General features: G+C 62.2%; 16 protein-coding genes. 7 read left to right on the top strand and 9 right to left on the bottom strand.

Annotation, left to right across the window (positions count from 1 at the left end; all coding sequences use genetic code 11):
* The first annotated feature begins 19 nt into the window (after positions 1-19).
* Entirely contained in the window at positions 20-538 is a 519-nt protein-coding gene (locus BGP85_RS25590) for an acyloxyacyl hydrolase (RefSeq protein ID WP_103445708.1), read from the top strand.
* Positions 539-648: 110 nt separating this feature from the next.
* Here BGP85_RS25590 and BGP85_RS25585 read toward each other — a convergent pair whose 3' ends face one another.
* The 5 genes from BGP85_RS25585 to BGP85_RS25565 form a co-directional block, all read right to left on the bottom strand.
* Positions 649-1,347: an SDR family oxidoreductase gene (locus BGP85_RS25585; RefSeq protein ID WP_103445707.1), complete on the bottom strand. Its 699-nt coding sequence runs from the start codon at positions 1,345-1,347 to the stop codon at positions 649-651.
* Positions 1,344-2,786, bottom strand: coding sequence for a deoxyribodipyrimidine photo-lyase (gene phrB, locus BGP85_RS25580; protein WP_103445706.1), 1,443 nt, complete (start codon positions 2,784-2,786; stop codon positions 1,344-1,346). The genes BGP85_RS25585 and phrB overlap by 4 nt, the downstream gene beginning before the upstream one ends.
* Entirely contained in the window at positions 2,777-3,676 is a 900-nt protein-coding gene (locus BGP85_RS25575; protein WP_103445705.1) for a MerR family transcriptional regulator, read from the bottom strand. The genes phrB and BGP85_RS25575 overlap by 10 nt, the downstream gene beginning before the upstream one ends.
* Positions 3,666-4,634, bottom strand: coding sequence for a YbgA family protein (locus BGP85_RS25570; RefSeq protein ID WP_103445704.1), 969 nt, complete (start codon positions 4,632-4,634; stop codon positions 3,666-3,668). The genes BGP85_RS25575 and BGP85_RS25570 overlap by 11 nt, the downstream gene beginning before the upstream one ends.
* A gap of 108 nt (positions 4,635-4,742) precedes the next feature.
* Positions 4,743-5,729: an NAD(P)/FAD-dependent oxidoreductase gene (locus tag BGP85_RS25565; protein WP_103445703.1), complete on the bottom strand. Its 987-nt coding sequence runs from the start codon at positions 5,727-5,729 to the stop codon at positions 4,743-4,745.
* Positions 5,730-5,916: 187 nt separating this feature from the next.
* Here BGP85_RS25565 and BGP85_RS25560 point away from each other — a divergent pair, with 187 nt between their 5' ends.
* Positions 5,917-6,822 (top strand): TIGR01777 family oxidoreductase, encoded by a 906-nt coding sequence (locus BGP85_RS25560; RefSeq protein WP_103445702.1) that lies wholly within the window; start codon positions 5,917-5,919, stop codon positions 6,820-6,822.
* Between the two features lie 13 nt (positions 6,823-6,835).
* Positions 6,836-7,849 (top strand): ferrochelatase, encoded by a 1,014-nt coding sequence (hemH, locus tag BGP85_RS25555; RefSeq protein ID WP_103445701.1) that lies wholly within the window; start codon positions 6,836-6,838, stop codon positions 7,847-7,849.
* Positions 7,850-7,894: 45 nt separating this feature from the next.
* Here the strand turns inward: hemH and BGP85_RS25550 are convergent, their stop codons facing one another.
* The gene (locus BGP85_RS25550; protein ID WP_103445700.1) at positions 7,895-9,160 is read right to left on the bottom strand and encodes a uracil-xanthine permease family protein; all 1,266 of its coding nucleotides are present in this window, start codon (positions 9,158-9,160) and stop codon (positions 7,895-7,897) included.
* A gap of 2 nt (positions 9,161-9,162) precedes the next feature.
* Positions 9,163-9,801: a uracil phosphoribosyltransferase gene (gene upp, locus BGP85_RS25545; RefSeq protein WP_011532223.1), complete on the bottom strand. Its 639-nt coding sequence runs from the start codon at positions 9,799-9,801 to the stop codon at positions 9,163-9,165.
* A gap of 159 nt (positions 9,802-9,960) precedes the next feature.
* On the opposite strand from upp, the gene BGP85_RS25540 reads away from it, so the two are divergent.
* The 4 genes from BGP85_RS25540 to BGP85_RS25525 all read left to right on the top strand — a co-directional run bounded on the left by BGP85_RS25540 (position 9,961) and on the right by BGP85_RS25525 (position 11,875).
* Positions 9,961-10,518, top strand: a complete 558-nt coding sequence (locus BGP85_RS25540) for a hypoxanthine-guanine phosphoribosyltransferase (protein ID WP_054887476.1) — start codon at positions 9,961-9,963, stop codon at positions 10,516-10,518.
* Between the two features lie 2 nt (positions 10,519-10,520).
* On the top strand, positions 10,521-10,994 hold the full coding sequence (locus tag BGP85_RS25535) for a WbuC family cupin fold metalloprotein (protein WP_103445699.1): 474 nt from the start codon (positions 10,521-10,523) through the stop codon (positions 10,992-10,994).
* A gap of 52 nt (positions 10,995-11,046) precedes the next feature.
* Positions 11,047-11,517 carry a hypothetical protein gene (locus BGP85_RS25530; RefSeq protein ID WP_103445698.1) on the top strand — a complete coding sequence of 157 codons (471 nt, stop codon included), beginning with the start codon at positions 11,047-11,049 and terminating at the stop codon, positions 11,515-11,517.
* A gap of 67 nt (positions 11,518-11,584) precedes the next feature.
* Positions 11,585-11,875 carry a PA4642 family protein gene (locus tag BGP85_RS25525; protein ID WP_103445697.1) on the top strand — a complete coding sequence of 97 codons (291 nt, stop codon included), beginning with the start codon at positions 11,585-11,587 and terminating at the stop codon, positions 11,873-11,875.
* A 55-nt stretch (positions 11,876-11,930) separates the two neighbouring features.
* Here the strand turns inward: BGP85_RS25525 and mqo are convergent, their stop codons facing one another.
* Both mqo and BGP85_RS25515 read right to left on the bottom strand, forming a co-directional pair.
* Positions 11,931-13,436 (bottom strand): malate dehydrogenase (quinone), encoded by a 1,506-nt coding sequence (gene mqo, locus BGP85_RS25520; protein ID WP_103445696.1) that lies wholly within the window; start codon positions 13,434-13,436, stop codon positions 11,931-11,933.
* A 604-nt stretch (positions 13,437-14,040) separates the two neighbouring features.
* Positions 14,041-14,274, bottom strand: coding sequence for a hypothetical protein (locus BGP85_RS25515; RefSeq protein ID WP_103445695.1), 234 nt, complete (start codon positions 14,272-14,274; stop codon positions 14,041-14,043).
* Positions 14,275-14,303 lie beyond the last annotated feature (29 nt).

Raw genomic sequence — 14,303 nt, 5'->3', positions numbered from 1 at the left:
AGGAATAAGGAAGTTTCCCATGAAGAAACGGCTCGGTTTGGCGGCAGTTGCCGCCTTTACCCTGGGGCACGTGATGGCAGCGCAAGCGGCCGATGTATCGTTTTCGGTGGGGCAGACCGGTGATTCCACCATGGTCTACCGGCTGGGCCTGCAGTCCAACTGGGATGCAAGCTGGTGGCAGACCAGCGTTGGCCGGCTGACGGGCTATTGGGACGGCGCCTATACCTACTGGGAGGGTGATGAGACGTCGAGCAACCACAGCCTGTCCTTTGCGCCAGTGTTCGTCTATGAGTTCGCCGGGAATTCGGTGAAGCCCTATATCGAAGCGGGGATTGGTGTGGCGGCGTTTGCCAATACCGAGGTCGAGAGCAACGAGCTTGGCTCGGCTTTCCAGTTCGAAGACAGGATTGGTTTCGGCCTGCGTTTTGCTGGTGGGCATGAGATCGGGGTAAGGGCGATTCACTATTCCAATGCCGGGCTCAAGAACCCTAACGACGGTGTCGAGAGCTACAGCCTGCATTACCGCATGGCGCTGTGACTTCTCCTGTGCCGGCCTCTTCGCGGGACGAGCCCGCTCCTGCAGGTACAGCGCTGGGCTTGCAGGAGCGGGCTTGTCCCGCGAAGAGGCCAGGCCAGGAGATACAGAGCTCAGCGAGGCAGCGGCCACAGAGTGCTGATATCCAGCACCTCCAATACCAACTCGGGCTCGCGCAACGCCAAGCGAGAGATCAGCTCCTGCGCCGCACTCTGCGGCGTCCAGGCATCTGGTACAGCCTGCGCGGAAGTCACTGGAGTCTTCAGCGACTGCGGTGCCACCACGGTGAGGTCGATCCCCTGGTCCTTCAACGCCTGGCGCTGTTCACGCGCCCACTGCGGCACATTGTTCCAGCCCGCCGACACTTGCGTCGGTGAGTAGAGCTGCAAGGCTGAATAACGGTTGAAAATCGCCATGGCCTGCGGCCTATGCCCCTGTGCCAACAACGGTTGCGCGCTGGCCAGGCAATGCTCGCCAGCCAGTTGGTTGTCATTGACGATGGCCTCGAACACATCGCTGTCCGCCACGTCATCGGCCAGGTAGTCACTGGTCCCGGCGTTGATGATCAATACATCCAGCGAGCACCAGGCATGGCATATCTGCTCTGCCGCGCTGGTAGCCTCGCCTTCCTCATGCAATTGCCAAGGCAAGATCAACAGCCGGCTGCCATGGCGCACGGCCAGTGCCTTCAGCTCCTCGCCTTCCTTGCTACTTGCGGCAACCCGGTGCCCTTGCTCGAGCAATCGCTCCACCAGGGCCAGACCCAGTCCATTGCTGGCCCCCGTAACCCAGAAACTACGCGAGTGATTCAAGATACTGCCCTCTGATCCTGCCGGCGTGGTAGGCCCTTGAAGGCTTCCAGCGCACGTTGGCGGCTACTACTGAGATCGACTATTGGACTGTGATAGGAATTATTAGCAAAAAGATCAGCAGACTTCACCGGCTGATGGATAGATTTTTCATCCAGGCCGCGCAATTCCGGTAGCCAGTGGCGGATGAAGCGTCCTTCGGGGTCGAACCGCTGCGACTGCGAAACCGGATTGAAGATACGGAAATAGGGCACTGCGTCGGTGCCGGTGGAGGCACTCCACTGCCAACCACCATTATTGGCGGCCAGATCGCCGTCTATCAGATGGCGCATGAAGTGGCGTTCGCCCAGGCGCCAGTCGATCAGCAGGTTCTTGCTGAGGAACATGGCGACGATCATGCGCAGGCGGTTGTGCATCCAGCCGGTGTGCAGCAGTTGGCGCATCGCTGCGTCGATGATCGGGAAGCCGGTACGTCCCTCCTGCCAGGCCTGGAAGTCGTCCGGCGCATCGCGCCAGGGCAGGGCTTCGGTCTGCGCGCGGAAGGCCCGATGCCGTGAGACCTGTGGATAACCGGTCAGGATATGCTTGTAGAACTCGCGCCAGAGCAGCTCGTTGATCCATGTCTGGACGCCGCTGCTGCCACTGTCGAATTCGCCACGGTTGCTGGCGAGGGCGGCATGCAGGCATTGGCGGGGCGAGATCACGCCTGCGGCCAGGTAGGCTGAAAGCTGGCTGGTGCCAGGCTTGGCCGGGAGGTCGCGCAGGTACCCATAGTCCTTGACCGTTTCATCGAGAAAGCGGGCCAGCCGCGCTTGCGCTTCGTCTTCACCGGCGGGCCAGTGTTCGCTCAGTGTGCGGGCAGGCTTGTCGAAGCCCTCGATATGCTGGGGGATCGGGTCGCTGGTGATAGCCAGCGGCTGCTGGCGTGTCACCCGTTGGGCCAGTGACGGCAGGCTGCGGTGCAGGTGTTCGAGGCAGACTTTCTTGAACTGGGAAAAGACCTGGAAGTAGTCGCCGCTGCGGGTCAGGATGGTGCCGGGGCGGAAGAACAGCTGGTCGAGGTAGCTGTGGGTGCGGACACCGTAATCCTCCAGCAGCTTGCGCGTGGCTGCATCGCGACGTTCTTCATTGACGCCGTATTCATCGTTCCAGTGCACCGCCTCGATAGCATGCTGGCGGCAGACTTCGAGCAAGGTGGCCGGTGCCTGCTCCCAAGTGTCGACCTTGCGCACCAGCAGCGGGATATTCAGCAGGTCCAGCGACTGGCGCAGCTGGCGCAGGTTGCGCAGCCAGAAGTCGACCTTGCAGGCGGCGTCGTCGTGGGCCTGCCATTGGCCGGGGCTAACCAGCCACAAAGCCACGGTCGGGCCGCGTTCGCAGGCGACGCTGAGGGCGGAGTTGTCATTGATGCGCAGGTCGCTGCGCAGCCAGATCAGTTGCATGGGGCACTCGTCTCTCCAGGCCGGCGGACATTGCCTTGCAGCAAACGCAATGCCGCCTGCGGGGTATCGAACAGGAAAAGGTCGGGCAGATCGAACGCGTGCAGCTGGGCCTGGTGCAGGGCGAGGGTGGCGCCGCCCAGCAGCTTGGTCCCGGCGATGCCCTGCAAGGTGCGCAGCAGGGCGCTGGCGTCGATGCGTGGGCCAAGGTGCATCAGTACTGCCCTCGGTTGCAGGGTGATCACGGCGCGTTGCAGCTGCGTGCCGCCCATCGGTTGCTCAAACACCTCTACGGGGATGCCGTTGCTGCTCAACAGCCAGGCGCACAGCCACAGGCTGGGGTCGAACGGGCGCTCGCTGTCTTCACAGAGCAGCACCGCTGGCCCTTGCAACGATTGATTGTCGTGGTACACCCGCGCCCCTAGCTTGCTGCGCAGCCAGGTGTGGAAGAACACCTGTTCAAGGCGCGCGTTGAAGTGGCTGCGCCAGCGAACGGCGAGGGATTCCAGCAGCGGCAGTAGCAACTGTTCGCACAGTGTCACGGCGGGGTACAAGGCCATGACCTGGTTCAGTTGCTGATCGAGGCTGCGTTGGGAAAGATGGGCGATGGCTTCGAGCAGCTGCTGCTGGCGCGGTTGCCAGTCGCCCATCGGTGCCCGCTCTACTGGCTGTTCGATTAGTTCGCGTACCTGGCCGACCGAAGCACCGCGTTCAAGCCAGGCGAGAATTGCCAGCACCCGCTCGAATTGGTCTTGCCCGTACAAACGATGCCCCTTGGCGGTGCGTTGCGGCTTGAGCAGGCCATAGCGGCGCTCCCAGGCACGCAAGGTGACTGGGTGGACGCCGGTGCGCCGGGCCAGTTCGCCAATCGGCATCAGTGTTTCAGACAGCATTGCGCAGGCCCAGGCTGTCGGGGTGCGGCTGCAGGTAGGTCTGTTGCTGCAGATAGGGATCAGGGTGCTTGCGCAGGTGATGCTTGAGCAGGGTCAGTGGCACCACCAAGGGTACCTCGCCTTGTTGGTACTGGCCGATGAGGTGCTGCAGTTCGGCCTTGTCCTGCTGCGTCAGCGAGTCCTTGAAGTAGCCGCTCAGGTGCTGCAGGACGTTGCAGTGGGTACCCCGGCTGGCGCAACGACGCAGAGCCTGCATCAGCTGGCTGAAATAGCGAGGCCCGATCTGTTCGGGGTCATCCTCCCGGCTCATGCTGCCCAGCAGGCGGCCGAGCTGGCGATAGGCCTGGGGGTTGTTCGCCATCAGCAGGTACTTGTAGCGTGAATGGAAGCGTACCAAAGCGCCTCGGCTCAAGCCTTGCGCCCGCAATTGCTGCCAGTCGGCGTAGGCATAGACGCGGCTGATGAAGTTTTCGCGCAGCACTGGGTCGTGCAGGCGACCTTCCTCTTCGACAGGCAAGTCGGGGCGACGGGCGCAGAAGGCAGCGGCGTAGGCGCCCGTGCCACCTTGCGGCGCAGGGTAACCGTTGTCCTGATAGACCTTGACCCGCTCCAGGCCACAGGAAGGGGACTTCTGCATGAAGATGTAGCCACAGATGTCATCGAGCTCATCGGCCATCTGCTCGCCATAGTTGCGCAGAGGGCCGGTCAGGTCCATGCCTGGGTTGCGCGTGCCGACCACGGCTGGCTGCGCGGGGTCACCCACCAAACGTATCGGATCGCGTGGTACGCCCAGGCCAATGGCAACCTCAGGGCATACCGGTAGCCAATCGAAATGCGCTTGCAGTTGTTCACGGCACAGATCGGAAGCCTTGTGCCCGCCGTTGTAGCGCACACTATGACCGGTCAGGCAGGCGCTGATGGCGATACGGTGCTTATGTGCGGGGGCGGGTTGGTGCATGGCTGTCTCCTAGAAACTTGTACATGGAAGCAAGCGCGTACAAGTTCATTCCAGCACAGCCAGAAACTTATGCAAACTAGTATTTTTGTATAGCTTTCCCGAATGATGTTATTCGAGATGTTCCAGCAGCCGTCGCGCGGCTTCCTGGCCACTGAGCCAGGCGCCTTCGACGCGGCCTGATAGGCACCAGTCGCCACAGGCATACAGGCCTTGATCGGCATCGGCCAGTGCGCCCCATTCATGATTGCTGGTTGGTCGCGCATACAGCCAGCGGTGCGCCAGGGCAAAGCTCGGCGCCGGTACCACGCAGCCCACCAGTTCGGCGAATTCTCCCCTTAGTTGCTCGATCACTTCCTCCTTGGCCAAGTCGATGTGCTGCTTGCTCCAGTCGGACGTGGCGTGCAGTACCCAGGTATCGAGGTGTTCTTCACGGCCGGGTTTGCTGCGGTTACGGGCCAGCCAGCCGAGCGCGTTGTCTTGCACGAAGCAGCCTTGCATCGGCGTGTCCAGTGGTGCCTGGAAGGCCAGGGCGACGGCCCAGGTCGGCTCCATCTGCACACCGGCCGCCACGGCAGCGAGCTTGGGCGTGGCGGCCAGCAACTGGGTGGCCTGGGGCGCGGGCACGGCGATCACCACGCGGCTGAACGGGCCATGGCTGCAACCTTCGGTGTCCTGCAGGTGCCAGAATTGCTTGCCGCGGAACACCTCGGCGATACGGCAGCCGAAGTTCACCGTGACGTCCTTGAGCAGGCCGCGGGTGATGGCGCTCATGCGTGGCACGCCGACCCAGCGGGTTTGTTCGTCGGGGGAGGGGGTGAGTTCGCCATCGCGGTAGTTGTACAGCTGCGGCTTCCACTGCTCCGCCCAGCCGGCGGCGACCCACTGCTGCACCTGTTCGACGAAGCGCCGGTCACGAGCAGTGAAGTACTGCGCGCCAAGGTCGAGGGCGCCGGCTTCGCTGCGCTTGCTGGCCATGCGCCCGCCACTGCCGTGGCCCTTGTCGAACAAATGGACCGATTGCCCGGCCTTTTGCAGCGCCTGGGCGGCAGACAAACCGGCGATACCGGCACCGATGATGGCAATAGGTACTGTCATGATGGCCTCTTCGAACCTTGCTGTAGGCAGACTACGCTGTCAGTAAAACCTGTACAATAAAAAATCTTTGTATAAGATTATTCCGCTTCATAGGCATGTTGGCCTATGGTTATCCGATAGCGATGGGTCTGGAAAAGTGCCTTGTTGTTAAAAATAGACCATGGCAGCACGCTGCGAGGACACAGTCATGCATATATTGCTGACAGGTGGTACAGGGTTGATCGGCCAGCACCTTTGCCAGTACTGGCTTGGCAATGGCCATCGTCTGACCGTGTGGAGCCGGCGCCCTGATCAAGTGCCGCGATTGTGTGGCAGCGGGGTGCGGGGCATTGGTCGGTTGGAAGACCTGAGCGCCGATGAGCAAGTGGACGCAGTGGTCAATCTGGCCGGTGCGCCGATCGCTGATCGGCCCTGGTCGGCAGCGCGTCGCAACCTGTTGTGGGCCAGCCGCATCACGCTCACCGAGCAACTGTTGGCCTGGCTGGGCAGCCGTGAACAGCGCCCAGAAGTGCTGATTTCCGGTTCTGCCGTGGGCTGGTACGGCGATGGCGGTGAGCGCGAACTGACCGAAGCCTCGCCGCCGGTTCGCGAAGACTTCGCCAGTCAGCTGTGCATCGCCTGGGAAGAAACCGCCCAGCGTGCGCAGCACCTTGGTATTCGCGTGGTGCTGGTGCGTACCGGGTTGGTACTGGCGAGTGACGGCGGCTTCTTGTCGCGCCTGCGCCTGCCGTTCAAGCTGGGGCTGGGCGGGCCGTTGGGTGATGGCCGGCAATGGATGCCGTGGGTGCACATCGACGACCAGATCGGCCTGATTGATTTTCTCTTGCAGCACAAGGATGCCAGCGGTCCTTATAATGCCTGCGCGCCAGAGCCGGTACGCAACCGCGACTTCGCCAGGCAGCTGGGGCGTGCCCTGCACCGGCCAGCATTCGTACCCATGCCCGGCCTGCTGCTCAAGGCCGGCCTCGGCGAGTTGTCGACCTTGCTGCTTGGCGGCCAGCGAGCACGCCCGGTGCGCTTGCTGGCGGCAGGCTTCGCTTTCCGCTTCAACGATTTGCAATCGGCTCTGGGCAACCTGTCCAGCCGCCTCTGACATAGGACGCTGCATGACCGATCACGCTCTGCTGCTGGTCAATCTGGGTTCCCCGGCCTCCACCTCGGTGGCCGATGTGCGCCGCTACCTCAACCAGTTCCTCATGGACCCTTATGTGATCGACCTGCCATGGCCGGTGCGGCGTCTGTTGGTGTCGCTGATCCTGGTCAAACGGCCGGAGCAGTCGGCGCATGCCTACGCCTCGATCTGGTGGGATGAAGGCTCGCCGCTGGTAGTGCTGACCCGGCGCCTGCAGGCGGCGATGGTCGAGCACTGGCCACACGGGCCGGTGGAAGTTGCCATGCGCTACGGTGAGCCAGCGTTGCCCGAAGTGCTGGCGCGCCTGGCTGCACAAGGTGTGCGCAAGGTGACCCTGGCTCCGCTTTATCCACAGTTTGCCGACAGCACGGTGACCACGGTGGTGGCGCAGGCAAAACAGACTGTTGCCGAGCGGCACTTGCCGTTGGAGCTGCGGGTGCTGCAACCGTTCTACGATCATGCGGCGTATATCGATGCCCTGGTCGCCAGCGCCAAACCGTATCTGCAGCAGGATTACGACCACCTGCTGCTGAGCTTCCATGGCCTGCCTGAGCGCCATCTGAAGAAGCTCGACCCGACCGGCAAGCATGACTTCCAGGCGGCAGACTGCTGCAAGGATGCCAGCGCCGAGATGCGCGCGGTGTGCTACCGCGGGCAATGCCTGGCGACGGCCAAGGCCTTTGCGAGGAAGATGGGCATTGCGGACGGCAAGTTGTCGGTGTCGTTCCAGTCGCGACTGGGGCGGGCCAAATGGATCGAACCCTACACCGAGACGCGCCTGGATGAGCTGGCCAAGGCAGGGGTGAAGAAACTGCTGGTGATGTGCCCGGCGTTCGTTGCCGATTGCATCGAGACGCTGGAAGAGATCGGCATGCGTGGCAGCGAGCAGTTTGTCGAGGCGGGCGGCAAGGAGTTGGTGCTGGTGCCGTGCCTGAATGATCACCCCGAGTGGGTGAAGGTGCTGGCGGGGATGTGCGAGAAGGTCTGAATTGAGGGGGCCGCTTTGCGGCCCCTTCGCGACATAAGGCCGCTCCTACACATCCAGCTTCTTGTGCTTCCAGCCGTCATTGCCTGGCAGGATCAGGTTCAAGGCAATGGCCACGATGGCGCACAGGGCAATACCCTTCAGGCCCCAGTCGTCCGGGCCGTCGCCGCTACCGATCAGCACACCGCCGATACCGAACACCAGGGTCACCGAGACGATCACCAGGTTGCGCGCTTCGGCCAGGTCGATCTTGTGGCGGATCATGGTGTTCATGCCCACCGCCGCGATCGAACCGAACAGCAGGCACAGGATGCCCCCCATCACCGGTACCGGGATGCTCTGCAGCAGCGCGCCGAACTTGCCGATGAAGGCCAGGGTGATGGCAAAGACTGCCGCCCAGGTCATGATCTTCGGGTTGTAGTTCTTGGTCAGCATCACCGCGCCGGTCACTTCGGCGTAGGTGGTGTTGGGCGGGCCGCCGAACAGGCCGGCTGCGGTGGTGGCCAGGCCGTCACCCAGCAAGGTGCGGTGCAGGCCGGGCTTCTTCAGGTAGTCGCGGCCGGTCACGCTGCCGACTGCAATCACCCCGCCAATGTGCTCGATCGCTGGCGCCAGGGCGACCGGGACGATGAACAGGATGGCCTGCCAGTTGAAGGCCGGCGCGGTGAAGTTGGGGATTTCCAGCCACGGTGCGGCGGCGATCTTGGCGGTGTCGACCACGCCAAAGGCGAACGACAGGGCAAAGCCTACCAGCACGCCCGAGATGATCGGTACCAGGCGGAAAATACCTTTGCCGAACACGGCAACGATCAATGTCGTCAGCAGGGCCGGCATGGAGATCAGCATCGCAGTCTTGTATGGCATCAGCGCAGTGCCATCACCGGCCTTGCCCATCGCCATGTTGGCGGCGATCGGGGCCATGGCCAGGCCGATGGAAATGATCACCGGGCCGATCACCACGGGTGGCAGCATGCGGTCGATGAAGCCGGTCCCCTTGATCTTCACCATCAGGCCCATGAAGGTATACACGAAGCCTGCGGCCATTACGCCGCCCATGGTCTCGGCCAGGCCGAACTGGCCCTTGGCGAGGATGATCGGGGTGATGAAGGCAAAGCTCGAAGCCAGGAATACCGGAACCTGACGGCCGGTGACCAGCTGGAACAGCAGGGTGCCGATGCCGGCGGTGAACAGCGCCACGTTCGGGTCGAGGCCGGTGATCAGCGGCATCAGCACCAGCGCGCCGAATGCCACGAAGAGCATCTGCGCGCCCGAGACGACCTGGCGCCAGAGCGGGTCGTTGAAGCCGTCCTGCATGGTCAGGCGTCCTTCTGCTTGGTGCCGAAGATCTTGTCACCGGCATCGCCCAGGCCTGGGACGATGTAACCATGCTCGTTCAGGCGCTGGTCGATCGACGCGGTGTAGATCTGGACGTCCGGGTGGGCTTTTTCCACCACCTCGATGCCTTCTGGTGCGGCGACCAGCACCATGGCGCGGATCTCCTTGCAACCGGCCTTCTTCAGCAGGTCGATGGTGGCGACCATCGAGCCGCCGGTGGCGAGCATAGGGTCGATGATCAGGGCCAGGCGCTGGTTGATGTCCGGTGCGAGCTTTTCCAGGTAGGTGTGCGCTTCGAGGGTTTCCTCGTTGCGGGCAACGCCGACAGCGCTGACCTTGGCGCCCGGGATCAGGCTGAGCACGCCGTCGAGCATGCCGATACCGGCGCGCAGGATCGGGACCACGGTGATCTTCTTGCCGGCGATTTTTTCAACTTGCACCTTGCCGCACCAACCGTCGATCTCGTAGGTTTCGAGGGGCAGGTCCTGGGTGGCTTCGTAGGTCAGTAGCGCGCCGACTTCCTGGGCGAGTTCGCGAAAATTCTTGGTGCTGATGTCGGCACGGCGCATCAGGCCGAGCTTGTGGCGGATCAGCGGGTGGCGGATCTCACGAGTAGGCATAGGGGGCTCCGAAAGGCGGGCAAAAAAACCGCGCTAGATTAATCTATTCAGCCTTTGCTGTCGTGCAGTCCTTTTGCACGTTAGTCCATAAATGCTTGATCTGTGACGAGCGGATGCGTACCTTTGCCCGCTTTTCCAAAATGCCCCCTGGAGAGCGCCATGTCCGCCGATCTCGAGCACATCCGTCAAGTCATGCGCGAGGCAGACTGCCTATACAACGAAGCCGAAGTCGAAGCGGCCATCGCCAAGGTCGGCGAACAGATCTGCAAGGACCTGCACGACACCAACCCAGTGGTGTTCTGCGTGATGAACGGCGGCCTGATCTTTGCCGGCAAACTGCTGACCCACCTGCAGTTCCCGCTGGAGGTCTCGTACATTCATGCCACCCGTTATCGCAACCAGACCAGTGGTGGCGAGTTGTTCTGGAAGGCCAAGCCGGAAGTGTCGTTCATCGACCGCGACGTATTGATCGTCGATGACATCCTCGACGAAGGCCACACCCTCAGCGCCATCATCGAGTTCTGCAAGCATGCCGGCGCACGCGCTGTGCACACTGCCGTGCTGATCGACAAGGACCACGACCGCAAGGCCAGCCCAGGCCTGAAGGCCAGCTATGCCGGCCTGCCGTGCATTGATCGCTATATCTTTGGTTACGGAATGGACTATAAAGGCTACTGGCGTAACGCAAACGGCATCTTCGCAGTCAAGGGACTGTAACCATGATCCAGCCTGAGTTCATCGATCAAACGCTGTTTTCCGGGCTGGCAAAAAAAGCCGCCGACGCGCCGCGTTTGCGGCACCATCACAACTTCCATGACATGGAAGACCCTTGCCACCGCCTGGCGATCGGCATGCAGCCCTCGACCTATATCGCACCGCACCGGCACCTGAGTGACGACAAGGCCGAAACCTTGCTGGTGCTCAAGGGCCGCCTCGGCCTGTTGCTGTTCGATGAGCATGGCGCGTTGACCAGCACGCGTATCCTCGAAGCCGGTGGCGAGTGCATGGGCGTGGACCTGCCGCCGGGCGTCTACCATGGCCTGGTGGCGCTCGACGCCAACACCATCATGTTCGAGTGCAAGGCCGGCCCTTATCGCCAGTTGGTCGAGGGTGAGCATGCGACCTGGGCGCCACGCGAAGGTGAACCCGGCGTGGCTGAGTACCAAGCCTGGATGCTCGCTCAGTTCGATTGAAGCCTGCCGTTGCCTGCATGCTAGAGTGCTCCTTCATGCCAAGGAGCCTCACATGCGTGCGATTCTTCCCCTGCTGCTGGCGATGAGCCTGCCTCTCGCCGCCGCGCCGCTGCACAGCCAGTTCCTCCCGCCCGATGACCAGTCCCTGCGCCAGGACGCGCCGACCGGCCAGCAGTTGCTGCAAGTAACCGACTACTCGGTGGTGGTGGGAGCCCAGCGCCAGTCCGACCAGCAGCCGATTCCGATCACTGCTTCGCTGCAGATGCGCCTGAAGGGCAAGCCGCTGAGCAAGGGGGCGACAATCAGCCAAGTGTTGCTGAATTTCGACGGTGAGGCCGGCAAAAGCCTCAAGAAGCCGGTGTACGATGACAAGACCCGCACTCTGAGCCTCAATTACCCCGTCAGCGACTACCGGGTGATCATGGACCTGTTGCGCAACGAGACGGTCTATGTGCAGTTCCTGACCTACGCCAATGGCCACATCTGGGCCGACCTACACACCGGCACCGTACGTTCGCGTTGAGGCGTGCCGCCTGTGGGGGGTAAACTGCCGGCCTTCGAAATTCCATGATGGTCAGTTGGAGCCGGCAATGCGCAAAGACAAGAAGCAGGTGATTGGTGACGAAATCAGTGACGACTACATCAAGTCGTTCCTCCAGTTTGAGCCAGCCGATGGCGTGACCTCGCCTTCGCACCACAAGCTGATCAAAGGCTACCGCGGCCTGCGCATCGATGACTTCGAGCGCTTCGTGGGCTTCTTCGTCGAGGCTGGCCTGGACCTGGATGGCAAGGACGAGCACGGCAAGACCTTCGTCGAAGTCATCGCCGACCAGCGTAACGCGCCGGAGTACGTCGAGATCATCGCCAAGGCCCGCGGCTGATAAAGCCCAGGCACAAAAAAACGCCCCGAGGGGCGTTTTTTCGTTTCAGGCTGGCTCAGGCGTAGTGCTTGGCCGGGCTGTTTTCCACCAGTTCCAGTGCCACATCGTTGTCGGCACTGATCTTGCGGTACAGCGCTGCATCGGCGGCCAGGGCCTTCTCGCGGGCCGGGAAGATTTCCTTGAGCTTGGCAGCCCAGGCACCTTTGGCCTGCTCGGGGAAGCAGCGCTCGATCAGTTCAAGCATGATCGACACGGTTACCGAAGCACCTGGCGAGGCGCCGAGCAGTGCTGCCAGGCTGCCGTCCTGTGCCGAGACCAGCTCGGTACCGAACTGCAGGATGCCGCCTTTCTTCGGGTCCTTCTTGATGATCTGCACGCGTTGGCCAGCCACTTCCAGGCGCCAGTCTTCAGCTTTGGCCTGTGGGTAGAAGCGGCGCAAGGACTCCAGGCGCTGTTCCATCGACTGCATCACTTCGCTGACCAGGTACTTGGTCAGGTCCATGTTGTCGCGGGCCACAGCCAGCATCGGGCCGATATTGCCCATGCGCACCGACAGCGGCAGGTCCATCAGCGAGCCGTGCTTGAGGAACTTGGTGGTGAAACCGGCGTATGGGCCGAACAGCAACGAAGTCTTGCCGTCCACCACGCGGGTGTCCAGGTGAGGCACCGACATCGGCGGTGCGCCGACCGCAGCCTGGCTGTACACCTTGGCCTGGTGCTGCTTGACGATTTCCGGGTTGTCGCAACGCAGCCACTGGCCGCTCACAGGGAAGCCGCCGAAGCCTTTGCTTTCCGGGATGCCGGACAGTTGCAGCAGCGGCAGGGCCGCGCCGCCGGCGCCGAGGAACACGAAGCGGGCATCGACTTCGCGGGCGCCGCCGCTGTTGACGTCCTTGATGCTCACGGTCCAGCCGCTGCCGTTACGGCGCAGGCCGACGACTTTCTTGCTGTACTTGACCTGCGCGTCCGCGCTGTCGCCCAGCACCTTGAGCAGCTTGTTGGTCAGTGCCCCGAAGTTGACGTCGGTGCCTTTGGCCACACGTGTTGCGGCGATGTGCTGGTCGGCCGGGCGGCCTGGCATCATCAGCGGCATCCACTGGTTCATCACTGCCTTGTCTTCGGTGTATTCCATCTCGGCGAAGGCGTGATGCTGCTTGAGCATCTCGAAACGCTTCTTCAGGAAGGACACACCCTTGTCACCTTCGACGTAGCTCAGGTGCGGGACCGGGTTGATGAATGCACGTGCCGAGCCGAAGGTGCTCTTCTTGCTCAGGTAAGCCCAGAACTGGCGCGAGACCTCGAACTGGGTGTTGATGTGCACGGCCTTCTTGATGTCGATGCTGCCATCGGCGGCCTGGGGCGTGTAGTTAAGCTCGCATAGGCCGGCGTGGCCGGTGCCTGCGTTGTTCCAGGGGTTGGAGCTTTCCGCGGCTCCGGAGTCCATTGCCTCGACGACCTCAAGCTTCAGGGTCGGGTCAAGCTCCTTGAGCAGTACGGCCAGGGTGGCACTCATGATGCCCGCGCCTACCAATACCACATCAACCGATTCGTTCTGCGCCATTTAACGCGTCTCCACAATCTACAGCTACCTAATTGACAGCATAGGACCACTGGGGTTGCCAGGATCGCCATGTCCGACTCTTCGCAGTTCTTGCCACTTCCGCGGACACCGCCAATCAGTCTTTGGGTTGCGATATTGAACCCTGATTGCCACGGGTGCGGCAATTCGACTTATGGTCAAGGTGTCGTGCGTGCGCTATGGAACGACCTCAGGCACTCATCCGAAATGAGCGCATCAGCCGCCTGTTCAGGGCTGTTCGGGACACATCTGCCGCTTTTGCACATGCCAGACTGTTCATTTGCTCGCCACACTCTTGTGAAGTAGTGAAAACCGTTTTTTCACGCTCTTTTGGAGACGTGAACCTCAAAAGGGGACTGCGCGATGGCAACCCACAGGTTCATGCAGTGCGAAGGGCCGGAAAAGCAGGCACGACAGCCGATGCAAGACCTGAGTGGAAGGCTCTCTGTGGGCGAAGCGGGTGAAGGTGCCGGGGTCAATCGGCAAGTGCGGGGCCCGATCAGGAGACGTCCTTATAATCGGGGGGAGATTATAACGATGTCGCGGGCAGAAAGGTCGTAATTCGTGGTTTTTATTGCAGCGTTTGTCAGGCCGCGAGGATGCGCTGGTGCCAGCGGCGGCTTGCGCGGGCGCAAACCCGGGCTTCGGCGGGCAGTTCACGGCCCAGCCAGGCCAGCTGGATTTCGCCGATCTGCACCCATCCGCTACCGCTGGGTACCTGGCTGCATTGCTTGAAGGCCAGGCATTTGCCTTCGCCGTCGAGGCGAGCGTAGGCATTGTGGCGCGGGCGTTGGCAGAGCAGTGTCCAGAGCGAAGCCATGGCGGTGCGTCCTGTGCGTTTGGGCTTGG

It is taken from the genome of Pseudomonas putida (assembly GCF_002906855.1).
Lineage (GTDB): Bacteria > Pseudomonadota > Gammaproteobacteria > Pseudomonadales > Pseudomonadaceae > Aquipseudomonas > Aquipseudomonas putida_N.
This window is presented reverse-complemented; position numbering and strand designations above follow the sequence as displayed.

What these genes read in the sequence shown, in the direction of transcription:
- BGP85_RS25565 (WP_103445703.1), bottom strand. Translation starts at nt 5,729, where the DNA reads ATGACAGTACCTATTGCCATCATCGGTGCCGGTATCGCCGGTTTGTCT.
- BGP85_RS25590 (WP_103445708.1), top strand. Translation starts at nt 20, where the DNA reads ATGAAGAAACGGCTCGGTTTGGCGGCAGTTGCCGCCTTTACCCTGGGG.
- phrB (WP_103445706.1), bottom strand. Translation starts at nt 2,786, where the DNA reads ATGCAACTGATCTGGCTGCGCAGCGACCTGCGCATCAATGACAACTCC.
- BGP85_RS25525 (WP_103445697.1), top strand. Translation starts at nt 11,585, where the DNA reads ATGCGCAAAGACAAGAAGCAGGTGATTGGTGACGAAATCAGTGACGAC.
- BGP85_RS25550 (WP_103445700.1), bottom strand. Translation starts at nt 9,160, where the DNA reads ATGCAGGACGGCTTCAACGACCCGCTCTGGCGCCAGGTCGTCTCGGGC.
- mqo (WP_103445696.1), bottom strand. Translation starts at nt 13,436, where the DNA reads ATGGCGCAGAACGAATCGGTTGATGTGGTATTGGTAGGCGCGGGCATC.
- BGP85_RS25515 (WP_103445695.1), bottom strand. Translation starts at nt 14,274, where the DNA reads ATGGCTTCGCTCTGGACACTGCTCTGCCAACGCCCGCGCCACAATGCC.
- BGP85_RS25535 (WP_103445699.1), top strand. Translation starts at nt 10,521, where the DNA reads ATGATCCAGCCTGAGTTCATCGATCAAACGCTGTTTTCCGGGCTGGCA.
- upp (WP_011532223.1), bottom strand. Translation starts at nt 9,801, where the DNA reads ATGCCTACTCGTGAGATCCGCCACCCGCTGATCCGCCACAAGCTCGGC.
- BGP85_RS25540 (WP_054887476.1), top strand. Translation starts at nt 9,961, where the DNA reads ATGTCCGCCGATCTCGAGCACATCCGTCAAGTCATGCGCGAGGCAGAC.
- BGP85_RS25530 (WP_103445698.1), top strand. Translation starts at nt 11,047, where the DNA reads ATGCGTGCGATTCTTCCCCTGCTGCTGGCGATGAGCCTGCCTCTCGCC.
- BGP85_RS25560 (WP_103445702.1), top strand. Translation starts at nt 5,917, where the DNA reads ATGCATATATTGCTGACAGGTGGTACAGGGTTGATCGGCCAGCACCTT.
- BGP85_RS25570 (WP_103445704.1), bottom strand. Translation starts at nt 4,634, where the DNA reads ATGCACCAACCCGCCCCCGCACATAAGCACCGTATCGCCATCAGCGCC.
- hemH (WP_103445701.1), top strand. Translation starts at nt 6,836, where the DNA reads ATGACCGATCACGCTCTGCTGCTGGTCAATCTGGGTTCCCCGGCCTCC.
- BGP85_RS25575 (WP_103445705.1), bottom strand. Translation starts at nt 3,676, where the DNA reads ATGCTGTCTGAAACACTGATGCCGATTGGCGAACTGGCCCGGCGCACC.